We start from the raw sequence: 20,177 nt of genomic DNA on the forward strand, positions 1-20,177 counted from the left end.
AACAATGTCACAAAAACAGCAAGAAACACAACAGTCAGTAGAAGCTCCTGTTTTGGAACAGAAAAAAGGAGGACAAGTATCATTAGATAAATCCATCGAAAAATTAGCCCGCTACGGAGGTTTTGATTTACTGGAGACATCTATTGAAAATGTCCAAAATATCAACCCAGACCGAAAAGCAAGAAGAAAAATCTTCCTTACTGAAAAAGGGAAAGAAAAGGAAAGAGAAACCCTAAAAAAAACGCTAGAGCTTTGGGCAAGTGTTATCAGTAAAAGTGATTCTCTGACAGATATGGTAGCACATTGCGAAGACCAAAGAAAATCAGCAGAAGAATTGCTTTCTAAAAATCTATCCAAAGCAGTGGATACTACAAGAGAACTTGAAGCCAATTACAGAACAGTAGCACTATTTTATAAAAATACAGAATCAGAAAAAGTAAAGAATGTAACAGTAGTCAATGCTACTTTAGAGCAATTGAAAGATCTTGACAACACTCGTTTCATTGATACCATCCACGCAGAATTATCTGATAATTATGACCGTTTGGATCTTAAAAACAATTACGGACTTTTAGTTATTCCTGGATATTTGGGTTCTAATACTGTAGTGGAAAAATGGGCGAAAATTGCACACCAGAATAAAGTGATGCTCGTGACTGATTTTGAGCACCTAGATGAACCAGATGATGTGATGGAAATGTTCGATCAGGCTTATCTTACAGGAGGCGATATTTATCGTTCCAATGTATTGATGACCTGCAATTGGCTAGTAGGAAGAGGAAGATTTGAAGAAATTGATGAATTGGATGATCTTTTCATTCCACCATCAGGAGCATTGGCAGGAAAAGTATATAAAACGCTGATGTCACAAGTAACCGCAGGGAAAAAATTCGGAGGAATCAATGAAGTAGATGGGGTGAAATTCGATTTGAAAAAAAGCGAGATTGCTAATCTGGAGAACTTAGGATTAATTCCGATGGTAAACGAGTACGGAAAAGTAATGGCGTTCTCGGGGAAAACATTATTCAACGGAGATAACTTAGGATTGCAGACCTATTCTGTAGTGAGAGTATTTGATTATGTAACTAAAGTATTAATGGATTTCCTCAACAGAAGAGCATTTGAAAACTTTACAGCCGTTACAAGAAAAGAAATTATGAACCAAATCGTTCGATTTTTAGATGCCATCACAGGACCCGGAAAATTGATAGAAAATTTCGAGATTAGAAAATTTGAGCAGGATCCTGTTCAAAAAGACAGAATCCATTTGGATATTCATATGAAACCATATTTCCCAGCTAAAAACTTCCTCATTAAAATGGACGGACATAAGGGAGATGATGGCAATGAATGGGATACAGAGTACGAACAGAAATAATATTAAAATAAACTACAAGTTTACACCTTATTTAAGAAATAGCATAGAAGTTCAAGATTTTATCTTTTTTCTTAAATTTTTCATCATTTGTGTTTTTTTAACAGGAGGGAGTTTTCTCTCCTGTTTTTATTAAGATTCTATCTTTTAGTCATTTAACATAATAAAAAAGATTGAAAATTTTCTATAAAAAATTTGGTGGATAAAAAATAATGCGTAAATTTGATAAAAATTAGTTTTAAAAAATCTGTAAAGATTTATTAATTTTTAAGGATATCATCCATATTTGGTGTATGTAAAAAGGTATACAATGAAGAAAGAGAACATAGATAGGATATATTCCATTTTTGGTAGTATTAAATATTAAACCTTTAAATATATTTATTATGTCATTTAAAACCCTATTAGAGTACGCAGGAAAAAAGCGTAACGTACTATCTGTAGAATACGCAATGCTACAGGAAACCGACAAAACAGGAAGACCCTCTTCCGTTACCCGTGGCGGTAAAATCTTTATCACAGTAGAAGGCACAGGCGAAACTGATCTTTTTGAGTGGATGACCAATTCTTTCGAGAGAAAAGATGGTGTGGTTAAGTTCATCAAAAGAGATAGTGATGCTACGCTTAAAGAACTTAAGTTCAAAGAAGCCTATATTGTAAAATACACCGAAAACTTTGACGCATCGGGAGAAAATCCATTAACAGAAACTTTTGTGCTTTCCGCTAAAGAAATTGAGCTTGGAAACGCAAAGCATGTTAATGAGTGGGTATAATTCTTATTCACAAATCTATTAAATTTCTTAAAACCATTTAATTTTATTTTAGAGATTGAGATGAATTGATTTCAGTCGTGTCTCCATCAATTTTAAGTTCATTGGTTGAAAGATTTTTAAAAACACAAATTCTATTTATAACAATTAAAATTTTACAATTATGTCATTTCAAGCCATATTAAAAGTATCAGGAAAAAACTATAATGTACTCAACGTAAACTACGGATTATTCCAAGAAACAGATGCTACAGGAAGACCATCTACCATTACCAGAGGTGGTAAAATAGAAGTAACCGTAGAAAGTACAGGTGAAACCGATTTATTTGAATGGATGACCAATTCTTTCGAGAGAAAAGACGGAAGTTTCGTATTTTACAAAAGAGACAGCCAATCTACCTTGAAAGAACTCAAATTCACAGAAGCTTACTTAGTGAAGCATAAAGAGAAGTTCGATTCCACAGGAGAAAATCCTTTAACCGAGACCTTCACTATTTCTGCTAGAAAAATAGAAATGGGTAGCGGAGCGTATGAAAATGAGTGGGTGTAACTCATCTAATAAAAAAATGGGTAATGTAATGATTGCCCATTTTTTTGCTTTTTGAAAATTGTTTCAAAACAGATAAGTTAAAATCCATCAACAGACAATCATCAACCAACAACTAAAATATGTCATTTTTATCAAAATTAGAATTAGACGGTAATACCTACAATATATTGGAATGCAAATACAAGTTTGTTCAGCCGATAGACACCACCGGAAAGCCTAAAGGAATGCCAAAAGGTGGTGAAATCATCATCCGTATCGAAAGTACAGGGAATCCCGAATTATTAAGCTGGATGCTTGATCATAGCCAAGTCAAAAATGGCAAGATTGTTTTTTACCGCAGAGATGCGATGAGCAAATTGCAGGAACTTGTTTTTGAGAAAGCCTTCTGCGTAGAGTTCTCAGAACATTTTGATTCCAGTAATGATGAACCTCTACAAATCGAAATGCATCTGATGGCTAAATCATTTAATGTGAGCGGAGCCCATCACGAAAAGCTTTGGAGTGAATAGATCGTAAAGTAATGGAAGACTTGAAATTTGAATGGACAGGTATTCAGCAAAAACACCGACTTTATAACGGTTCGGAAATAAATGTGCAAGCTTTTTTAGGAGAGCAATTGTTTATATACAACCATTTTGCAAACAAGCATTTTTCATACTATCCGAAAGAAAAAAGACTTATTTATCGGGATGGCAAAAACCTCTTGTGTACTCCGAAAGGAATGATACTGAAGAAAGGTGTTTCTGAAAATATTTCATTCGATAAACCAGGAGACTCCATCAATTTTGAAGATGGAGGTATTGGCTGTGTTTTAGAAGAAAAAGATCTTCGGGAAATCCTTGAAAATTCATTTTTTCTTCCCCATCAACCGCGTTTTTATGATTTTATTAAAGATGATCTTCTATTACTGAAATGGTAAGAAACGTAACCTTTTATCAAATATACATAACATTAAACAACTCAAATTATGGAAAACGAACCTTTTGACCCTTCGATATTCGGTACATCACGATCCTTCAAAGAACAGCTAAATGATCCTAAAAACCCCAATGTTTACTGCTTGTTTATGATGGATGGCAAAGAGTTTCTCCTGAAAAACAGTTACAACACAGAGCTTCATCAGAAAACGGCAGATCACGATACTTTTTCTATTACCGTTCCAGATGATGCTTTGGATAGTTTTAAAGGTTATGTGCTGGAAAACTCCAAAAATATTCTTGGGAACGACATCACCATTAATTTTTGGCAATGGGGAAAAATTCAGCAATCTTTCAGCGGAATCATTGGCGGTATTGATAATGCGAAGAATGAAGGTGGCGGTTATGGTGATTTGATTATTACCGGATTTTCCCCAAGTATTTTGTTAGAAAGCGGGAAAGACTGTCAAAGTTTTGAAGATAAAACGCTAGAACAAATTATAGGTGAAGTTTGTGAGACTTATCCCAGAGAAGCCCGAGTAAAGGTTGATTTACCTAATGTAAAATATGCACTCCCCTACACCGTTCAGTATAAAGAATCAGATTATCAGTTCATTCGCAGATTGGCGGTACGTCACGGTGAGTTTTTCTATTACAATGGTGAAGAGCTGATTTTCGGAGCAGGGACACAACCTACCCTAAAACTAAGAGAAGGTAACGAACTCATCGATGTCACTTTTTCTTTAAAGATTGGTGCACAAGATTTTGGTTTGATGAGTTATGATGCTGGGAGCGGTTCTAAAGTAGAAAAAGACGGTACGTCGCAGCAAAGCGAGTTCAAGGCAAATCTTTTTCAAAGTGTTGCCATAAACCGTTCCAAGAATCTCTTCAGAAAGAAACCCAAAATGCACTTTAATCATACGGGTATCTCGGATATGTCCGAAAAAGAACTGCAAGAAGCCCTTCGGTTAGAAAAAGAAAAAAAGGAAAACCTGATGCAGGTAAAAGCCCGAAGCTACAATCCAGCGGTAAGAATTGGCGGTCGTGTGGAACTTTCGGACATCAATGGCAAAGCGATGGAAACCTACCGCATTATCGAAATCAAACACATCCACGATCCGGGAGAATATTACAACGAGTTTACGGCAATCCCCGATTTGTTCAATGCAGCACCTTACATCGACACTGAAGCTGTACCAAAAGGCGAAGAGCAACCTGCAAGAGTGGTAGAAAACAACGATCCAATGGGAATGGGTAGAATACGAGTGCAGTTCCCTTGGCAAGAAGATAAAGGACAAAGAACACCTTGGGTTAGATTGATACAACCCCACTCCGGAGCTGGAAAAGGTTTTCATTTTATTCCTGAGATTGGCGAAGAAGTTTTGGTAAGTCACGAATCCCAAAATGCGGAGAAACCTTTTGTGATGGGAACGCATTATAACGGAAGTGAAACGAGTTCTTATCATACGAGTGGAAATGATAAGAAGGTGATTCACACAAGATCGGGAACTAAGATTATTTTAAATGATGCAGAAGGTTCTGTTTTCATAGAAGACCCAAGTGGGAATACTTACTTAATGGATGGAGCTGGGAATATTAATGTGAATGCGCCGAAGAATATGACGTTTACTGCGGGAGAGAATGTAACAATAACGGCGGGAATGAATATTACTGCCTCTGCTGGAATGAACATTTCCGAAACTGCAGGAATGAATCACAGTAGTTTTGCTGGTGCAATGATGATGCAAAATGCGGTTGCAGATTATTCTTTGATGGCAGCGAATATTATGGAAGTGGCACAGGGTGAGAGAAAATCTAAAGCACAAAAAGTGACAGACCAATCTAAAGAGAAAAAGATAATTTCCGAAAATAAAAACGAGATCCATACCAAAGGTACTTTTGATAATAATGGAGGTGAAAATTCTAATTTGCATTAAATATGGCAGGAGGAAATATTACAAGAATAGTTGGTGGTACAAACAGTATAGAAACTGAAGAATGGATTGTTCGTACAAATGAATTTTCGGCTTATGCAGGAAAGGGAAGTTATTTTACTGCTGATGGAGGGACAATCTTTGGTGAGCCTAAAGATAGTCAGGAAGCATCCGAAAATGATAATTCTTTTGTCCCAATAGTTTTGATTGACGAGTCGGATAATGAACTGTACAAAGTTTCTGAAGAACAAAATACGACTTGGACTCTTGACAGTCCCATAGATGAAGATAAAAGAAAAACCAAATCTATGGTAATCAGGTTAAAAAGTAAAGAGAAGACCAAAATCAAGTTCAATGTAAAAAAGGGATATGTAAATGCGAATGACAGTGACGGAGGGATTATAAAAGCTTTTTATTTTAAAGCAGATGATCAAAAATCAGGAGTCAGTACGGAGCATGAAGTAAGTGGATATGACACAACAATTGAGCTTGAACTTTCGAAAGAACAGGGCTATCATCATATCCAATTCTATGCTGATGATAATGACAGCTTTTTTGACGGAGGTGTAAAAAATGTTTATTGTGGAGCGGTAAAGCTTACAGGATGCTATTGTAAAAGGGATTTTACAGTAGAGGAATTAAAAAAAATAATAATAGAATTAAGAAAATTAGAGAAAACGGGAGCTACACAAACGTTAAGAGATAAAAATAATACTAGCAGATATGAAATGGGCGAACCTGTTCTTGATAAAGATAGTAAAATTATAAAAATAGAACAGACCCAATATGATGAGTTAGGAGAAAACTTATTTAATTTAAACCTTCCAGAAAAGATAAACAGTGATGAAGCAAATTTCAAATCATTTACCGCTGCAATTAATAAAGCAATGACTGATTATGAAATAAATACTTGTATTAGAAAAATTCATTTCTTGGCGCAATGTTATCATGAAACCCAACGTTTTACATTGTCTTATGAAGAGAGACCAAAATCAACTTATCATGGAGGAGAATATTTTAGAGGTAGAGGATTGATACAAGTAACGCACGATGATTGGGGATATCTTCCATATTACAAATATCTATACCCTACATGTAAGGAGAAAACAGACCCAATAGATAGAAATAGTAATTTTTATAAAACAGTATTGATCCCTTTTTGCAAAAATATTTCTACTAAAATATCATATGCGTGTGATTCTGCTGGTTGGAATTGGAAATTTAAAGGAGTACCTACTGTCGGAGAAAATATTAACTTACTTGCTGATAAAGATAACGTTTTATTAGTCTCAAGAGCAATTAATGGGAATGTAACCAGCCCTTATGGTCTGGATAAAAGAGAAGAGTTTACAAACTTTTTGAAACAAATTATGAAATATAATGAATGTGAAAACCATTAAACTTATAGTTTTATTATTCTTATTTATTTTTTTTTGTGGCTGTTATGAAAAAAATAATCAGTACAAAGAAGATATTGAGCAAAAGAATATTATAGAATACCAAAAACCACAAAATTTATTCAAAAATTTAAAAAATTCTAACGGAGAAATCATACAAACTGACACTTGTAATTTCACTGTAATTTTTAAAAATGCTATTTTATTAAAATATAATAATATAAACTTTAAGAGAAATGCATATAAAGATTATCAATTTAAAATAATCTTGGAAAATATTTTGGAAAAACCTTTATACATAAAAACAACTAACTATTATGGATATTTACAGTTTAATTGGGAGTTGAAAAAGGAGGATGGAGAATATATCCTACAAATGACTTCTGATACGAGAGATTATGTTATGGATGAATTTAAATTAAAAAAGATAAAGGGTCATTATTCGCTTTATAAAGTTAGCAATATTATTCCCTTACGAAATGATTCACAATTTTCAAAACAAATATGCACTTTACCAATAGTGAATTTACAAAAAGACACAATTATTGATTGCACAATTGACAATTTAACTAATTGTTTATCAGTTAAATGACGTGGTTTAAATAAAAATCGTGAAAATAAAAAATAACATACATATTATAGTTGTTTATTTATTATTAGTAAGCTGTAAAGAATCGAAAAACAATATGGCTATAATGAATAAAAACATAAAACCAAGTCCTCTGATTTTTAATGTTGTCTATGAGGATTTTGGTGAGAAACGATTGGCATTCAATCCTGAAAAAATAGAAATCGATTCATTAATATGGGCAAATCATGAAAATGATAGTATAGTATATTATAAAATTTGTCTGAAAAATATAGAAAAAAGACCTTTTGTTTTGAAAACAAAATTAGTGGCTACAAAAATCCCTTTTTTATTAAGATACAGCCAACAAAAAAATAATGAAATAATATTGGAGGTAATTCAACAGTTCAATACTGTTTGGAAGGATTCTTTAATTTTTAGTAAAAATGGGAATTACAAAGAGGTTTATAGGATAGGATATTATCATAATGGAGTAAACGAAGCCAGTCGATTACATCCTATTTATAAAAATGACACATTAGATATTACTAATCAATAATATTATTAATAAGCATTTGAAGCAATAATGAAAATAATTGATTATGAAAATACATGTGTTAATAAAAAATAATTTTTTTTGTTGATTTTGTTGTTAAAATCATGTAGTCAAAATAAAACAGAGACTTCATCATCCAAAATTGAAAATAAAAAAGAAAACCATAATTTCAAGTTTCAAAAATATGTAATAACAAAAGTAGTAGAAAGATTGCTGCAAATATGGAAATCGGGAAGCGATCCTACAGGAGAAGATTTGGCTAAATATGTTACCAATAAATATACCATACACCCAATGTATCGTAATGCGACTTGGGCAGATGAAGTGGTAAAAGGATGGGCATCTTCTAAATATAAAAACACGGATATTATTAAGAGAATACAGAGTGCCACTATATATGATCATGCCCACAAAGTAACCAAAAGGGTAATAAGCGACGAGAAAATCCAAGAAATTTTAAAATATTTTCAATGATGAAACAAATCATTATATTACTTTTATTAAGCAGTATTTTGCTGCAATGTCAAACCAAAAAAGAACCTATGCCAGCAACCGATTTTTATATTAGTGAACAAAAAATAACCTATAAAGGTCAAGATTTACCTTTTGGAAAACCAGTAGAAGAATGGGTGAAGATTTTTGGCAAATATGATAGAGTGCTACCTCCATTGGGGAAAGATGGAATTGTTAGAAGAAATTATATTTGGGATAGTATAGGCATTATGATTGAAGAACATGGGAGTGATAAAGAAGTAAAATCGATACCTAATTTTTATATTTTTTTTATGAATTTGGAAAGTCCCTTAGCGAAAGAAGGGGTATTAGATTTTGCTGAAGGATATTATATGAATACTGATAAAGATTCCAAAAATTATGAATATCCTTTCACCATTTATAAAAAACCACTTAATATAGAAGGAGCAGAAGTTAAGAATGGAATGAAAATTTTAGATATTAACCAAGAAAGAAAATCAAGAGATTTAGAACCCATCAGTTATATAGATGCCAATATGAACGGTAAGGTTGAAGAGGAACCCGAAGAACAAGCTAACGGTTATTTCAGTAATTATGGTGCAAAAAATAATCCCCAACAACAAAGAAGAGAAGGCGAAAAAAAGAATTTTTATCACATCATGTTCCGCCAAACATCTGGAGAAGTTGAATACATTAGAATTGTACAAGATAAGGGGCAGGAATATTTTAAATATTGACATAGGAAATATTTAAAGTCGATGTAATAAACAATAATATTTGTAAATTGAAAATATTTGTATTCTGAAAATATATGAGCTTAACTTTACCTAAAACCTGCAAAATATCTAAAGGCACAACTCTTAAAGAGTTGGCAAACTTCTTTAGACTTACCGAAGAGCAGCTTAAGAGATACCATAATACCCACTGTCCTTTAGATGATTTGATTGGATATGATATTCCAGAGCATGTAAGAATGATTTATGTTCCGCCAGATGACATAGAGTCAAGAGAAAAAATATTTAATCCCAAAGGAGGAAATTCTGTAAATTACAAAAGCAAAAACACATTATACAACAAGGGCTCATTCAACAAACGATACGGCATTATTCAGAAAACATTCATCAATGGTGAGGAAAAACTGAAACTCCATTATGAAATAGAAATTAAGAAGAACAATAATAAAGTAGAAATAAAAAGAAAATCAGTTTATCTCAACCATCAACGTCCCGATTTGATTGTGGAACAAATGGCAGATAAAATTGGGAATATGATGTATCCGTTAGAATTAGAACTCAACGATGATGGTACTATTAAAGAAACAAGTAATCAACAAGCAATTCTTGACCGTTGGTTAAGGTTAAAACTAGAACTTGAAGATTATTACAGAGGAAAAGAAGCGGAACTTATTTTCCAAAATGTTGGTAAAAATATAAGAAGTAGAAGTAAATTTTTACACAAAATTAAAGATAGTTTATTTTATGGAATGTATTTTTTTCCTTTGTACGAAACCTTTACTGAAGATAAGAAGTACATTTTTCAAATGTATCTTCCTTTAGAAGAAAATTCAGGAAAAGTGCCTTTTGAGGTTACATTATCATTAAATGAAGAAATATCAAAAACAAATAAATTTTTGATTCAGGCAGAAGGAAAAAGTATAGCTCCTAGGTTATATTCTATTCATATCCCAAAAAATGAAAATAATAATCAACCTACAACTGAGGGATATTTTGATTTCACTTATAAATTCAATTCGAAAGACAATAGCATCTTTGCTATCTATGGAGAAATGGGGTTGAAATCTCAAAAATTAGACAAAAAAATAACTTTTGAATGTTATGAGCAGTTAAAATAACATCTAAAAAAAAACAATATGAGCCAGAAACATTTAGTTTGTCAAGGAGCTTTATGCAAATGCAATTTCGGAACCACACCTGATAAGCTCAAAGTAAAAACCCAAAGCAAACGTTATATCAATGATAAGGATGGTAGCGAAAAGCTAATGGCAACACATAAGGATATTGGAAAAACCTTTGAGAAAAATACTTTTGGTAGTTGTGCCAAGATGAATAATAATCCTTGCCAAGTGGTGGTAACAGAATGGAGCGGATATTATGAAAAAATTACCTTAGATGACAACAAAGGAAAAGCCTTATTGGAGGATAGCAAAGCAACCTGCCCTATCGGAAGCAAAGATTGTATTACAATCATTAAGCACGGACAAACTGCTGAAGTTTCTTCACAGAATGTAAAGAATGCAGATAAAGAAGCTGTGGCAGAATTGTGTCCTTTCATGGATATAAATAAATACATTCGTAAAACTGACGATAAAACTGATTAATTTTTAAATTCTAGAAGCTATGGGAGAAAACTTAAAATTAACTGCAATTATATTAGCCCCGGTCAATCCAGAATTTGATGAGCAATATAGGGCATTGACAATTAAGGAAGGTGAACGTTTCACTGTTGGAATTAAAGAATATGAAGATGGAAAAAAAGATCTTCAAAAAAAGATAGATGATTTAGAAAAGGAAAAAAATACTATTGATTCTAATCTAACAACAAAAGAGGAACAATTATTTCAGCAGGCAAAGGAAAGGTATAGTGAGGGAGGAAAATGGCTGGATCCCAAAAAACACAATGGCAAAATCATTAGCCAGGCTGAAGAAACTTATAAGGCAAATCTTGATCAGGAAAGAGCCAAAGCCCAAAAATTAAAAGGAGATAAAGATATTCTAATTAAAAAATTAAAGGACGATTTAAAGTCTTTGGAAGCAACATTTGACTCTGTTGTTTGGGCGTGGAATCTAGCTCGCAATAGGAGCAGTAAACCCTCAGGAAGACTTAAGTTTGGAAAAGGGCAAAGAGAAAGAACAATTATTATGGATAAACTTTCCAGTGGTGGTGGGTTTTCTTGGATAGAGCCCTTTTTTGAAAACGATAAACCTACAGGAAGTATAAAAAATGGACTCTATTATCATAGCATACCTCAAGAACCGGATGCCATAATTGCAGAATGGTATGGAGTAGATGAATCAGAAAACTTTGTAAAGATTGACCAACCTGTTGCCCCTGGATCGAAAGTCCAATTACATATATACACAAAAGACTTGTATGGTCAAAATATTGGAGTTGAGCTAAAAGCAAATGGTAAAACTTTAAAAGCCAATACATATTCACCGATTATCTATTCTAAACCAGCTAAGGATAAAGAAAGTGAAAAAAAACGACCAAAGTACGATACTTATGAATCTGAAGATATATTTTTAACTGAAGTAGAAATTTATGACTATTCTGATCCTTCTAGTATACAACCCCCTGCTGTAGCAATAAAAGGAAGTCTTACAGATACTAAGGATGATTTTTCAGACGGAAGCCCTACTTCTTTACCAAATGTGCAAAAAGGCATACTCAATTTTTACATTGATCCTATTTGGAGTTTTGGAGTTCCAGAAATTATTATAAAGCCAACAATTCACTTTTTAGGAAAAAACAAAGAGTTAAGTGCAGAACTAAAAATTAATGGACACAAAAATCCCGAAATAAGAATTCCGAACACAGGTAATATGCCTGTTTTTGTAGATAATGTGGAAACAGATTTTAGAGCGTTTCATCATTGTAGATATGATTTAATAAAAGGTTCATATGCTAAATTAGATGAAAGAGATGAAAATGAGCCGGTTGAAGTAATTATTTTTGATTCTACAAAAGTTGGCTCCGAAATGTCTGAACTTTTTATGCCTGTTATTGCAGGAAATAAGCAAGGGCGTAGGAATTTGAAAATAACAACAGATGCAAAAACGGAAGAATGTAATTTTAGTGACAACAAATCAAAAAGTCATAGTCATAAAGTCTTTGATTTATCGCTTATACAAGAAGCAGTAGTTGTAGAAGAAAGTACGAAAGTAGATGAGCATTTAATATTCAGTAAAAATGATTTTAAAATCGGAAACATAAATTTTGGTAAAGAAGAAGAGGGACACAAAGATACAAATGACGATAATGAAATTAATGCAACACATTCAAAGGGAAAAGGAGGTATTAATGGTCCTGTTGGAATTAGTAGAACAAGTAAGACAACAACCTTTAAAGATGAAAGAAAAATTGGAAAATATGCAAATTCTGACACAGAAATTGTATTGGATGTTGGTTATCAATATGAAGGATCTCTAATCAAATATATATGGCCAACAAGAAAGGCAATTATACAAAATTACCCAGTACTATTACATACTTGTGCCTATCCGCAAAAGACCTTAAATATTCAGGTATATCCAGATATAAAATGGATATTACAGTTTGCATATGATTGTGACCCCGAAGAATTTAACGAAATGCGAGGAGATGCTTATGATAAATATTTAGTTAAAGTTGAAAAATTAGACAGTAAATACCAACCTGAAAAAATTGAAGATAAAATTTCAAGAATTGATAGTGACTTACAAAACGCAAAAGAGACTAAAAAATTTGGTAATAGAAGTCAAAAAAGGAGTGCAGAAAAATTAATTTCTAATTTAGAGGAAAGGAAAACAAAGCAACAAACAAAAGCAAATAAATACATAAAAGAAAGTTCTAAAGCAAAAAAACAATATAAAAAAGACAGACCAGACTTATTTAATTTTAAAGATAATATAAGTTCAGGTTTGTCTGATTTGGTACTATCTTTAAATGTCGAGTACGATCGTCCTGGTGAAGCATTGGAAATTTCAGCAAGTTATCAACGTTATATCGATCTTGTGAAACAGATTATTGAGGTTAAAAATACGATAGAGTTAATCTTAGATGGTAAGAAAAAATCCAAAAAGAAATTAGATAAAAAATATAAAGAAATAGATGAAAAGACGGCTTCTGAAAATCTTGAGAAGCTAGGGGATGCTTTAAAAGGTAGACCGTTATTCTCTTTTGATATAATTCCACCTTCATTAGCGGTTTTAGGGTCTTGGTATGCTGAGAGTCCTAAAGATGTAAATACTGACAAGGTTGGTATTGTCGGCGAAATCCAAGTTATGGCAAAACCGTTTATTGGCGCTGCTATCACAATGGATTTTTTAGCTTTAGCACAAAAAGCTCATCCTATTGCAAGAGGAATTATTACTGTTATTGATGTTGCAGATGCTGTAGGTATAGGTCCTAAAATAACTCTTGAAATGGAAGTCAGTGGGGAACTAGAAATAGAAGGAAAGTTTATGTATAATTCTGCTAGTGGAAATACCAATTTTAATCAAGGTTCTTTATCACAAGATTCGGAAGATGATAGTCCACTTACGGTTAGTGGTGTATTTAAACTTGAATTGAGAGGAAAAATTGAGTTTTCCAAAAAAGCGAATTCTTATATTTTTGGCAGTGTAACGGCATATGCTAATGCTGGTTTTGAAGTCAAGACAGGTTTGACACTTTCAGGGGCAATAAAAGCTGATGAAAAAGGCTTTTTTATTGATCCCCTCTTGACATTTCATGGTTTAATTGTTTCGGGAATCGCTGAAGCAGGATATAGAGCTGAAAATTCTGATGGAGGTGAATACTTTTCCGATAGTATTGAAGGTAGTTTTGAATTAGTTCTTATGCATGAATATGAGGGTAGTTTTGAAAACTCAAAAGGAGAAAAAGTTCAACTGTATTTAACATAAAAACATGTGCAAGATGAGATTTTTTTTAGTAACAATAATGATTTGCTTAACAGCGTGTGCACAAGAAAATAAAGAAAATAAAAAAAATATGAAAACAAGCCAAGATATTTATAATCTTCCTAATGAAATCATAAAATATAATGAAGAGCCACTATATAAGCTTATACTTACATCAAGTGAGTGTTCATTCTATTTATTAGTAAACGATATACCATTATATAAATTTTTTGGGATCAGCGGAGGAGTTGGAGCAACCTCTTTACCTATGAATTGGAATATAGAAAAATCAGGTAAACAGAAAATAACCATAAAAATGTATCCGAAATTCAATTCTAATTCAAAAGAAATGGACGAAAATTTAGGTGCCAATGCTGGTGTAAAATTTAGCATCGAAAGAGAAATTAATGACGAAGATGAAACTATATTTGAATTTAACACACCTTTTAAAGAATTTAACGGTAAAGGAAGTGGTGGATTTTTATATCCTGAAAGAACATATTATGAGGAAACAATTTATGTTGATTTGAAAGTTCCTTACTCATTGTCTATTTTGGAAAAGGCACAAACTTTATATACCGAAGATTCTGAAAAATTGAAAAGATTAGAAAAAGAGGTTGTTGCTAAATATAATCAGATTAGAGATATTTATTTAAGTGGGTCAAAAGATGATTTAGCAAATATCAATTTTACCAAGGAGAAACGTTTAACTGAGCAAATGTATTTTACAAAAGAAGAAATAAAAAATGGATGGGATAATGATTATCAATTTAGAACTGATTCCAATTTAGAGTTTTTTGACTTAAAACCCGTAGAAAATTATAAAATGACTTTTTATGCTGATGGAAAAATAGTTTGTTTAGAAAAAATTAATAATAAAAAATCTGCACTTTGGGGAGGTTTTAAGCGCAAAGGCAAAGATATAGGAACAACAACTTATATAACAGTATATTTATACCGACCTAAAGGAAGTAATACATTGGACGTATATTAAATTATGAGTGTGATAAAAATTTTCGGTGCTTTTTTTATTCTTTTGGGAGGATTTTTAGTTTATGCTATTCTTGGAACTTTTTTCAATGTCATCTCAGGAAAGAAAATACAAGCAAAAATTGTAGCAGTTGAAAAGGTTGAAAGTAAAAGATTTACCTATTTATATTATCCTATTTTTGAATTTAGTTACAAAAATTGTATTGTGCGTCAAGTAAATAGGAGTCAAAGTATTGATTTAAAAGAAATAGGAACAAAAACAGATATTTATTATATTGAGAATCATCAAATTAGTAGAGGTTTTACAATTGTTGAAATTATTTTTTCAGTTGTGGGAATTTGTTTTATTTTTTTTGGTATGGTTACCTTATTTAAACAAAGATGAAATTTGTTAAATGTACCTGAGTTCGGTTTAAGGAAAGTTTAAAAATAATTGACCGTCATTTACTTTTTTCAAGTTGAGTGACGGTTTTTTTGGAAAGAAGCAATATGCTGTAAGACTTCCCAGAATGTTCATCATAAAATTATTCACACTTCGGTGTCTCGTGTGTTCCACTTGGCAATGATTTTTTAATTCATCGTTTATGGTTTCAATAATGGCTCTTTTACGGAGCAAAATCTTGTCTTCCATTTTCATAATATGATTTTTCATATTCTTTCTAAGTTTGGTAAAAAGTTGGATCCCATCAGCAAAAAGCAACTCCCACAAAGATTTTGAAAGATATCCTTTATCTGCAAATAGTTTTCCAAAAAGCTGCTGAGTCATATTTTTAATGTGCTTGAGATCTCTGTCATCAACATTTCCTTTCGTCAAATAAAAGGATAAAAGTTCGCCTTTTTCATTGCATACCAGATGTAATTTGAAGCCATAAAACCACCCCATTGATGACTTTCCACGTTCTGCCAAACCTTTGAAAACTTTATGATTGTGTATTCTCTGGTTTCTGCAAACTTTCAAAGTTGTACTGTCCATAAAACTTATTCCTGTGCATTTTCCCAAGCATTTTTCTTTTAGAAACAATGCAAAAACTACAAAGCTTCTCTGCTGAAGTTCAATAAATCTATTATAAGAAAGGCTTTTAGGAAATAAGTCCTTCCAATAACCACAAACAACTTCCTTATAATAGTGCTTAAAAGTTTTGTGAGCGCCCAAATGAAAGCCAATCATAATGGTGACGATTTCAGAATCCGACATTAGCGAGGTTCTATTTCTTCTTTTCTTTCTATCGCCGAGTGCCTGGAGCTTCATTTTTTTAATTTGAGCCTCAAACTCTTTACAAAAATCGTCAACTTGTACAAAAATATTTGTAATTTGGTCTTTCAAAATCATAAGCAATAATTCATTAAATATTTGAACGTTAGATACTTAAATATACGAATTATTGCTTTTTTATACAAATTTTATTCCTTGTTCTTATCCCGAACTCAGGTTAAATGTATATAATGTGTATTAGCTTTATTATCTCTTGGAATGTTTTTAGTCTGGCAAAATAACTTTATTATATGGGGAAAGTATCATTTCTCCATGTTCAATTTTAACCAACATATTCAAATCTTCAAAACTTCTGGTTCTGAATGGGCAGAATATTTTGATATTTTTTTCGGGAAAAGCTTTATGTAGTTTTATGGCTGAAGCCATAGCGGTACGACCCAAAGTCAATACATCATCTATCAAAATCAGATTAGATTCCATAATCAATTCCAGTTCAACAGACAAGCTGTCCAAATGTGTCTGAACCGAATTTCTTGTTTCAGCAGAATATTGTCCACTGGATTTAGGAATTGCGACTGTTCGCTTGAGGCATCCTGACACACCATTACCTAAACCGTTTCTTACTAATGTTTCAGCAATGACGTTAGAGGGAAATACAGCTCCCTCAACAGTCGGGTACTTCTTGGGATTGGTACTAAAACCGAATTATCGAAAAAAGAAGATTCGTTGTTTTCAATAATCTGTCCTGCCAGTATTCTACTGAAATCAGGATTACCATTTTTACAAGCTCCTAAAAGCCGTCTTGATTTTGCTGCATTTTCAGAGCTTCCACGTGGAGAATATATAAGAAATGTGAAAAAATCAAAATGCATATTCCTCTTTTGATGTTAGATATGGAATGTTTTCGATAAGATCCTTATAATTATCGTTGGTTAGAACCTGCGCACCATAATGCAACATTTCTTTTGCCCAGATGATATTTTCCTTTATCACATTTTCCATAATAAAAAGTTCCCGACCTAACCTCAATGATTCCCATCCCTGGTGTTTAGTTCCACTTTTTTCGCTGGCTTCAATGATAATAGTAGCATCACTTATCAAAGCCATTGTCCTGTTTCGAATAGGAAAATTCTTAGGAGTTACACTATAATTTTCAGGAAATTGAGAAACCAACAAATGTTCCTCAGCTATTTGGTCTTGCAGTTTCTTATTCTTCACAGGAAAATACTGCCCCAAAGGCGTACCTATGACCGCAATTGTTTTTCCTTCCCTTTCAATAGTTGAAAGATGAGCTGTCGTGTCAACTCCTTCAGCTAATCCACTCACAACCGTAATCTGGGTGTCCACTAAAAAATTACTGATAAAGCGTGTTCTTTTAATTCCCATTTCCGAAACATTTCTTGATCCGACCACAGATACCCTTCTACCAAATTCCAAAAGAGAGAAATCGCCTTTGAAAAATAGTTCTTTAGGACTGTTTTTCTTTTCTATTTCAGTGAGCTTATTATAGTAATCTAAATAGGTGTTCATATATTTTAAAAAGTAAAGACTTAAATATCCAACAAAATGCGGAATAGTATTATTCAAAGATAATAATTACACTATTATTAATCTCAATATTTTATGCAAAAGTAATAGTTGTATATTTTCAAAATTACAGTTTTTCCTTTAAATACGGTTATAAATTCTTTTAATTTGAGAATCGATTATTGAAAACAAGCCATTACACTCATATTTTAAATTAATTTTTCTGAATAAAAAACATCTGCCAAATTGCTTCCTACTGTGGTTTGGCTTTTTACTATTGCAAATGTAGGACAGCATCATTCACTCAAAAAAATCTTTTTGGGTTTCTACAAAAATTCTTTCCGCCTCTCTCCAACAATTTTTCCAGACACTCCTAAATCCTTCGGACAAAAAGATTTCAAGCCCGATTCGAATTCTGTTTTTTTAAAACGGAACTGAATCGGGTTTTGTGTGCCTGATGCTGTCCTATAATCATCGGCAAAGAAAAAGCCGGAACCTCAGTTATACGAATCAATTTAACAGCAGACGTTCTTTGACATCAACGGAAAAATAAACAAAAAAATAAAGACAAATAATGCTTTTCCAAAAAAAGAAAAGAAAAAAAGAAGCCGAGTGTCCTCGATACCAAATCAATTTACAACGAAATTTTAACCCAAGAATAACAAATTTATTAACAAGCAAAAACGAAAAGTTATGAACACAATCATCGGTAGAGTTACCCAAAACGCAGAAATCAACACATTAGCAAACAACAAACAAGTTGTTAATTTTTCAGTAGCAACCAACGAAAGCTATAAAAACAAACAAGGAGAACGCAAAGAGCAAACCACCTATTTTAATTGTTCGTACTGGATAAGTCCGAATGTAGCCAAAATCCTTACCGTAGGAGCTTTGGTTGAATTATCAGGCAGAGTAAGTTCAAGAGCGTGGATAGGAAAAGACGGAGAAATAAAATCGGGATTGAATTTTCATACTTCACAAATAAAACTTCACAGTAGCGGACAGAAATCTGACACAGGAGAAAAGCAATCGAATGAAACATCACAAGGAACAAATGCCTTTGCCGATGAAACAGAAGATGATTTACCATTCTAATAATCATTAATCATTTCAAAAATGGAAGCACAGTTTAATTTTCAGATAAAACAGCGAAAAGACAAGAGAGGATGGGAAAATATAGAAGTCTATTACAGAATCCATTGTGACAGGACAACCGCAATACGCTATGCAAGAAAACTCTCCAAGATATTCAAATCAGAAATCCGATTGACAGAAGGAGCAGAACCACTCAAAACAAGCGGAACATACATTTACGAAAATACACAACCTTTAAAAATCAAGCATTATGGCAAATTGGTGCAGTAATACGGTTGCTTTCGAGGGAACTCCCGAAGCAATTGAACAAATAAAATGGTTGTTTCAAGCAATGGCAACCAAAGAACAGCAGGAACAAAAAGGACAACTTCCCGATTGGGTAAATCAACACAATGGCGGATATTTCTTTGATTTGTATTTTGATAATGATAATACAGAAGTGTTTCAGTATCAAACCAAATGGTCTCCCAACCTTGAAATCATACAAAAAATAGCAGAACACTACAAAGTAGATTTTGTGCAGGATTATGAAGAAATGGGAAATCTTGTATACGGACAAGCAACGTATCACAACGGAATACTTCAAGACATCTATCTCGAAGATGAAGATTTTGAGCAGTACGAATATGACGAAGAAACCGACAACTATTACTTTGAGGGCGAAACCTACAACAGCAACACCGAAATCTTAGAAATCCTTTTAGAAAGAAAAACTGGCAATCATTTAAACCCAATGAAAATAGTAACCCAATGAAAACATCAACAAAACCCACCGAATATTTACTGATAAAAGCAATGACCAATAGCGAATGGGACGACTGTAATTTTGCTATTATCAACATCAATAAAGACTGGAAACAAAATCAAAAGAAAAGACTGGAAGCCGTAAAAATGGTTGAAAACGATTACGATTTGAAATGGTTAAACTATGCAGATACCAATGTAGAATTTTTCAAATTTTCGGAAGAAAAATATCCCGAAGTTAAAGAATGGCTTTCAGAAAGAAACCAAGTTTTTATTGAATTGGAAAAAGAGGATTTTAAAAATTTCACTTTACCCGAAAATAACCTGCATTGTTACCAAATGCAGGTTTATAAAAACGGAAACGCTATTTACAACGCCTTTGGAAAACACACAAGCGAGGAATTTTGGACGGAAGAATTTTCATTATACCACTTAACTCAATAGTA

23 protein-coding genes are annotated in these 20,177 nt (G+C 32.7%); 20 read left to right on the forward strand and 3 right to left on the reverse strand.

The features are described 5' to 3' along the window. Positions 1-4: 4 nt before the first annotated feature. The 16 genes from HNP36_RS05545 to HNP36_RS05620 all read left to right on the forward strand — a co-directional run bounded on the left by HNP36_RS05545 (position 5) and on the right by HNP36_RS05620 (position 15,537). Complete coding sequence (locus HNP36_RS05545; RefSeq protein ID WP_184159592.1) at positions 5-1,378, forward strand: DUF5458 family protein; 1,374 nt, start codon at positions 5-7, stop codon at positions 1,376-1,378. Between the two features lie 383 nt (positions 1,379-1,761). Continuing rightward, positions 1,762-2,148 carry a type VI secretion system tube protein TssD gene (gene tssD, locus HNP36_RS05550; protein ID WP_184159590.1) on the forward strand — a complete coding sequence of 129 codons (387 nt, stop codon included), beginning with the start codon at positions 1,762-1,764 and terminating at the stop codon, positions 2,146-2,148. A 160-nt stretch (positions 2,149-2,308) separates the two neighbouring features. Next, complete coding sequence (gene tssD, locus HNP36_RS05555; protein WP_184159588.1) at positions 2,309-2,695, forward strand: type VI secretion system tube protein TssD; 387 nt, start codon at positions 2,309-2,311, stop codon at positions 2,693-2,695. 119 nt (positions 2,696-2,814) lie between these two features. Beyond that, the gene (tssD, locus tag HNP36_RS05560; RefSeq protein ID WP_184159586.1) at positions 2,815-3,204 is read left to right on the forward strand and encodes a type VI secretion system tube protein TssD; all 390 of its coding nucleotides are present in this window, start codon (positions 2,815-2,817) and stop codon (positions 3,202-3,204) included. An 11-nt stretch (positions 3,205-3,215) separates the two neighbouring features. After that, positions 3,216-3,614 carry a hypothetical protein gene (locus HNP36_RS05565; RefSeq protein WP_184159584.1) on the forward strand — a complete coding sequence of 133 codons (399 nt, stop codon included), beginning with the start codon at positions 3,216-3,218 and terminating at the stop codon, positions 3,612-3,614. Positions 3,615-3,662: 48 nt separating this feature from the next. Next, positions 3,663-5,549 carry a type VI secretion system Vgr family protein gene (locus HNP36_RS05570; protein ID WP_184159582.1) on the forward strand — a complete coding sequence of 629 codons (1,887 nt, stop codon included), beginning with the start codon at positions 3,663-3,665 and terminating at the stop codon, positions 5,547-5,549. Between the two features lie 2 nt (positions 5,550-5,551). Beyond that, positions 5,552-6,946: a hypothetical protein gene (locus tag HNP36_RS05575; RefSeq protein WP_184159580.1), complete on the forward strand. Its 1,395-nt coding sequence runs from the start codon at positions 5,552-5,554 to the stop codon at positions 6,944-6,946. Further along, positions 6,933-7,535: a hypothetical protein gene (locus tag HNP36_RS05580; protein WP_184159578.1), complete on the forward strand. Its 603-nt coding sequence runs from the start codon at positions 6,933-6,935 to the stop codon at positions 7,533-7,535. The genes HNP36_RS05575 and HNP36_RS05580 overlap by 14 nt, the downstream gene beginning before the upstream one ends. 103 nt (positions 7,536-7,638) lie before the next feature. Beyond that, a complete protein-coding gene (locus HNP36_RS05585) occupies positions 7,639-8,070 on the forward strand; it encodes a hypothetical protein (RefSeq protein ID WP_184159576.1) in 432 nt (143 codons plus the stop codon). 207 nt (positions 8,071-8,277) lie between these two features. Beyond that, positions 8,278-8,541, forward strand: a complete 264-nt coding sequence (locus HNP36_RS05590) for a hypothetical protein (RefSeq protein WP_184159574.1) — start codon at positions 8,278-8,280, stop codon at positions 8,539-8,541. Then, complete coding sequence (locus tag HNP36_RS05595) at positions 8,538-9,278, forward strand: hypothetical protein (RefSeq protein WP_184159572.1); 741 nt, start codon at positions 8,538-8,540, stop codon at positions 9,276-9,278. Before HNP36_RS05590 ends, HNP36_RS05595 begins: the two co-directional genes overlap by 4 nt. A 74-nt stretch (positions 9,279-9,352) precedes the next feature. Then, positions 9,353-10,393, forward strand: coding sequence for a hypothetical protein (locus HNP36_RS05600; protein WP_184159570.1), 1,041 nt, complete (start codon positions 9,353-9,355; stop codon positions 10,391-10,393). 18 nt (positions 10,394-10,411) lie between these two features. Further along, on the forward strand, positions 10,412-10,879 hold the full coding sequence (locus HNP36_RS05605) for a DUF4280 domain-containing protein (protein ID WP_184159568.1): 468 nt from the start codon (positions 10,412-10,414) through the stop codon (positions 10,877-10,879). A gap of 19 nt (positions 10,880-10,898) precedes the next feature. Next, the gene (locus HNP36_RS05610; protein WP_184159566.1) at positions 10,899-14,165 is read left to right on the forward strand and encodes a hypothetical protein; all 3,267 of its coding nucleotides are present in this window, start codon (positions 10,899-10,901) and stop codon (positions 14,163-14,165) included. Between the two features lie 13 nt (positions 14,166-14,178). Beyond that, a complete protein-coding gene (locus HNP36_RS05615) occupies positions 14,179-15,156 on the forward strand; it encodes a hypothetical protein (RefSeq protein ID WP_184159564.1) in 978 nt (325 codons plus the stop codon). 3 nt (positions 15,157-15,159) lie between these two features. Further along, entirely contained in the window at positions 15,160-15,537 is a 378-nt protein-coding gene (locus HNP36_RS05620; protein WP_184159562.1) for a hypothetical protein, read from the forward strand. A 27-nt stretch (positions 15,538-15,564) separates the two neighbouring features. Here the strand turns inward: HNP36_RS05620 and HNP36_RS05625 are convergent, their stop codons facing one another. The 3 genes from HNP36_RS05625 to HNP36_RS05635 all read right to left on the reverse strand — a co-directional run bounded on the left by HNP36_RS05625 (position 15,565) and on the right by HNP36_RS05635 (position 17,895). Continuing rightward, positions 15,565-16,482, reverse strand: a complete 918-nt coding sequence (locus HNP36_RS05625) for an IS982 family transposase (RefSeq protein WP_410494153.1) — start codon at positions 16,480-16,482, stop codon at positions 15,565-15,567. Positions 16,483-16,988: 506 nt separating this feature from the next. Beyond that, positions 16,989-17,237 (reverse strand): hypothetical protein, encoded by a 249-nt coding sequence (locus HNP36_RS05630; protein ID WP_184159560.1) that lies wholly within the window; start codon positions 17,235-17,237, stop codon positions 16,989-16,991. Beyond that, positions 17,227-17,895 (reverse strand): DNA-processing protein DprA, encoded by a 669-nt coding sequence (locus HNP36_RS05635; protein ID WP_184159558.1) that lies wholly within the window; start codon positions 17,893-17,895, stop codon positions 17,227-17,229. The genes HNP36_RS05630 and HNP36_RS05635 overlap by 11 nt, the downstream gene beginning before the upstream one ends. Before the next feature lie 690 nt (positions 17,896-18,585). Between HNP36_RS05635 and HNP36_RS05640 the strand changes: the two genes are divergently transcribed. Genes HNP36_RS05640 through HNP36_RS05655 form a run of 4 tightly spaced genes read left to right on the forward strand, consistent with a single transcriptional unit; the run spans position 18,586 to position 20,175 of the window. Continuing rightward, positions 18,586-18,987: a single-stranded DNA-binding protein gene (locus HNP36_RS05640; protein ID WP_184159556.1), complete on the forward strand. Its 402-nt coding sequence runs from the start codon at positions 18,586-18,588 to the stop codon at positions 18,985-18,987. 21 nt (positions 18,988-19,008) lie between these two features. Further along, on the forward strand, positions 19,009-19,257 hold the full coding sequence (locus HNP36_RS05645; RefSeq protein ID WP_184159554.1) for an addiction module toxin RelE: 249 nt from the start codon (positions 19,009-19,011) through the stop codon (positions 19,255-19,257). Then, on the forward strand, positions 19,238-19,741 hold the full coding sequence (locus tag HNP36_RS05650; protein WP_184159552.1) for a hypothetical protein: 504 nt from the start codon (positions 19,238-19,240) through the stop codon (positions 19,739-19,741). The genes HNP36_RS05645 and HNP36_RS05650 overlap by 20 nt, the downstream gene beginning before the upstream one ends. Next, positions 19,738-20,175 (forward strand): hypothetical protein, encoded by a 438-nt coding sequence (locus HNP36_RS05655; RefSeq protein WP_184159550.1) that lies wholly within the window; start codon positions 19,738-19,740, stop codon positions 20,173-20,175. The genes HNP36_RS05650 and HNP36_RS05655 overlap by 4 nt, the downstream gene beginning before the upstream one ends. The last annotated feature ends 2 nt before the right edge of the window (positions 20,176-20,177 follow it).

The sequence above is a fragment of the Chryseobacterium shigense genome (genome assembly GCF_014207845.1).
Lineage (GTDB): Bacteria > Bacteroidota > Bacteroidia > Flavobacteriales > Weeksellaceae > Chryseobacterium > Chryseobacterium shigense_A.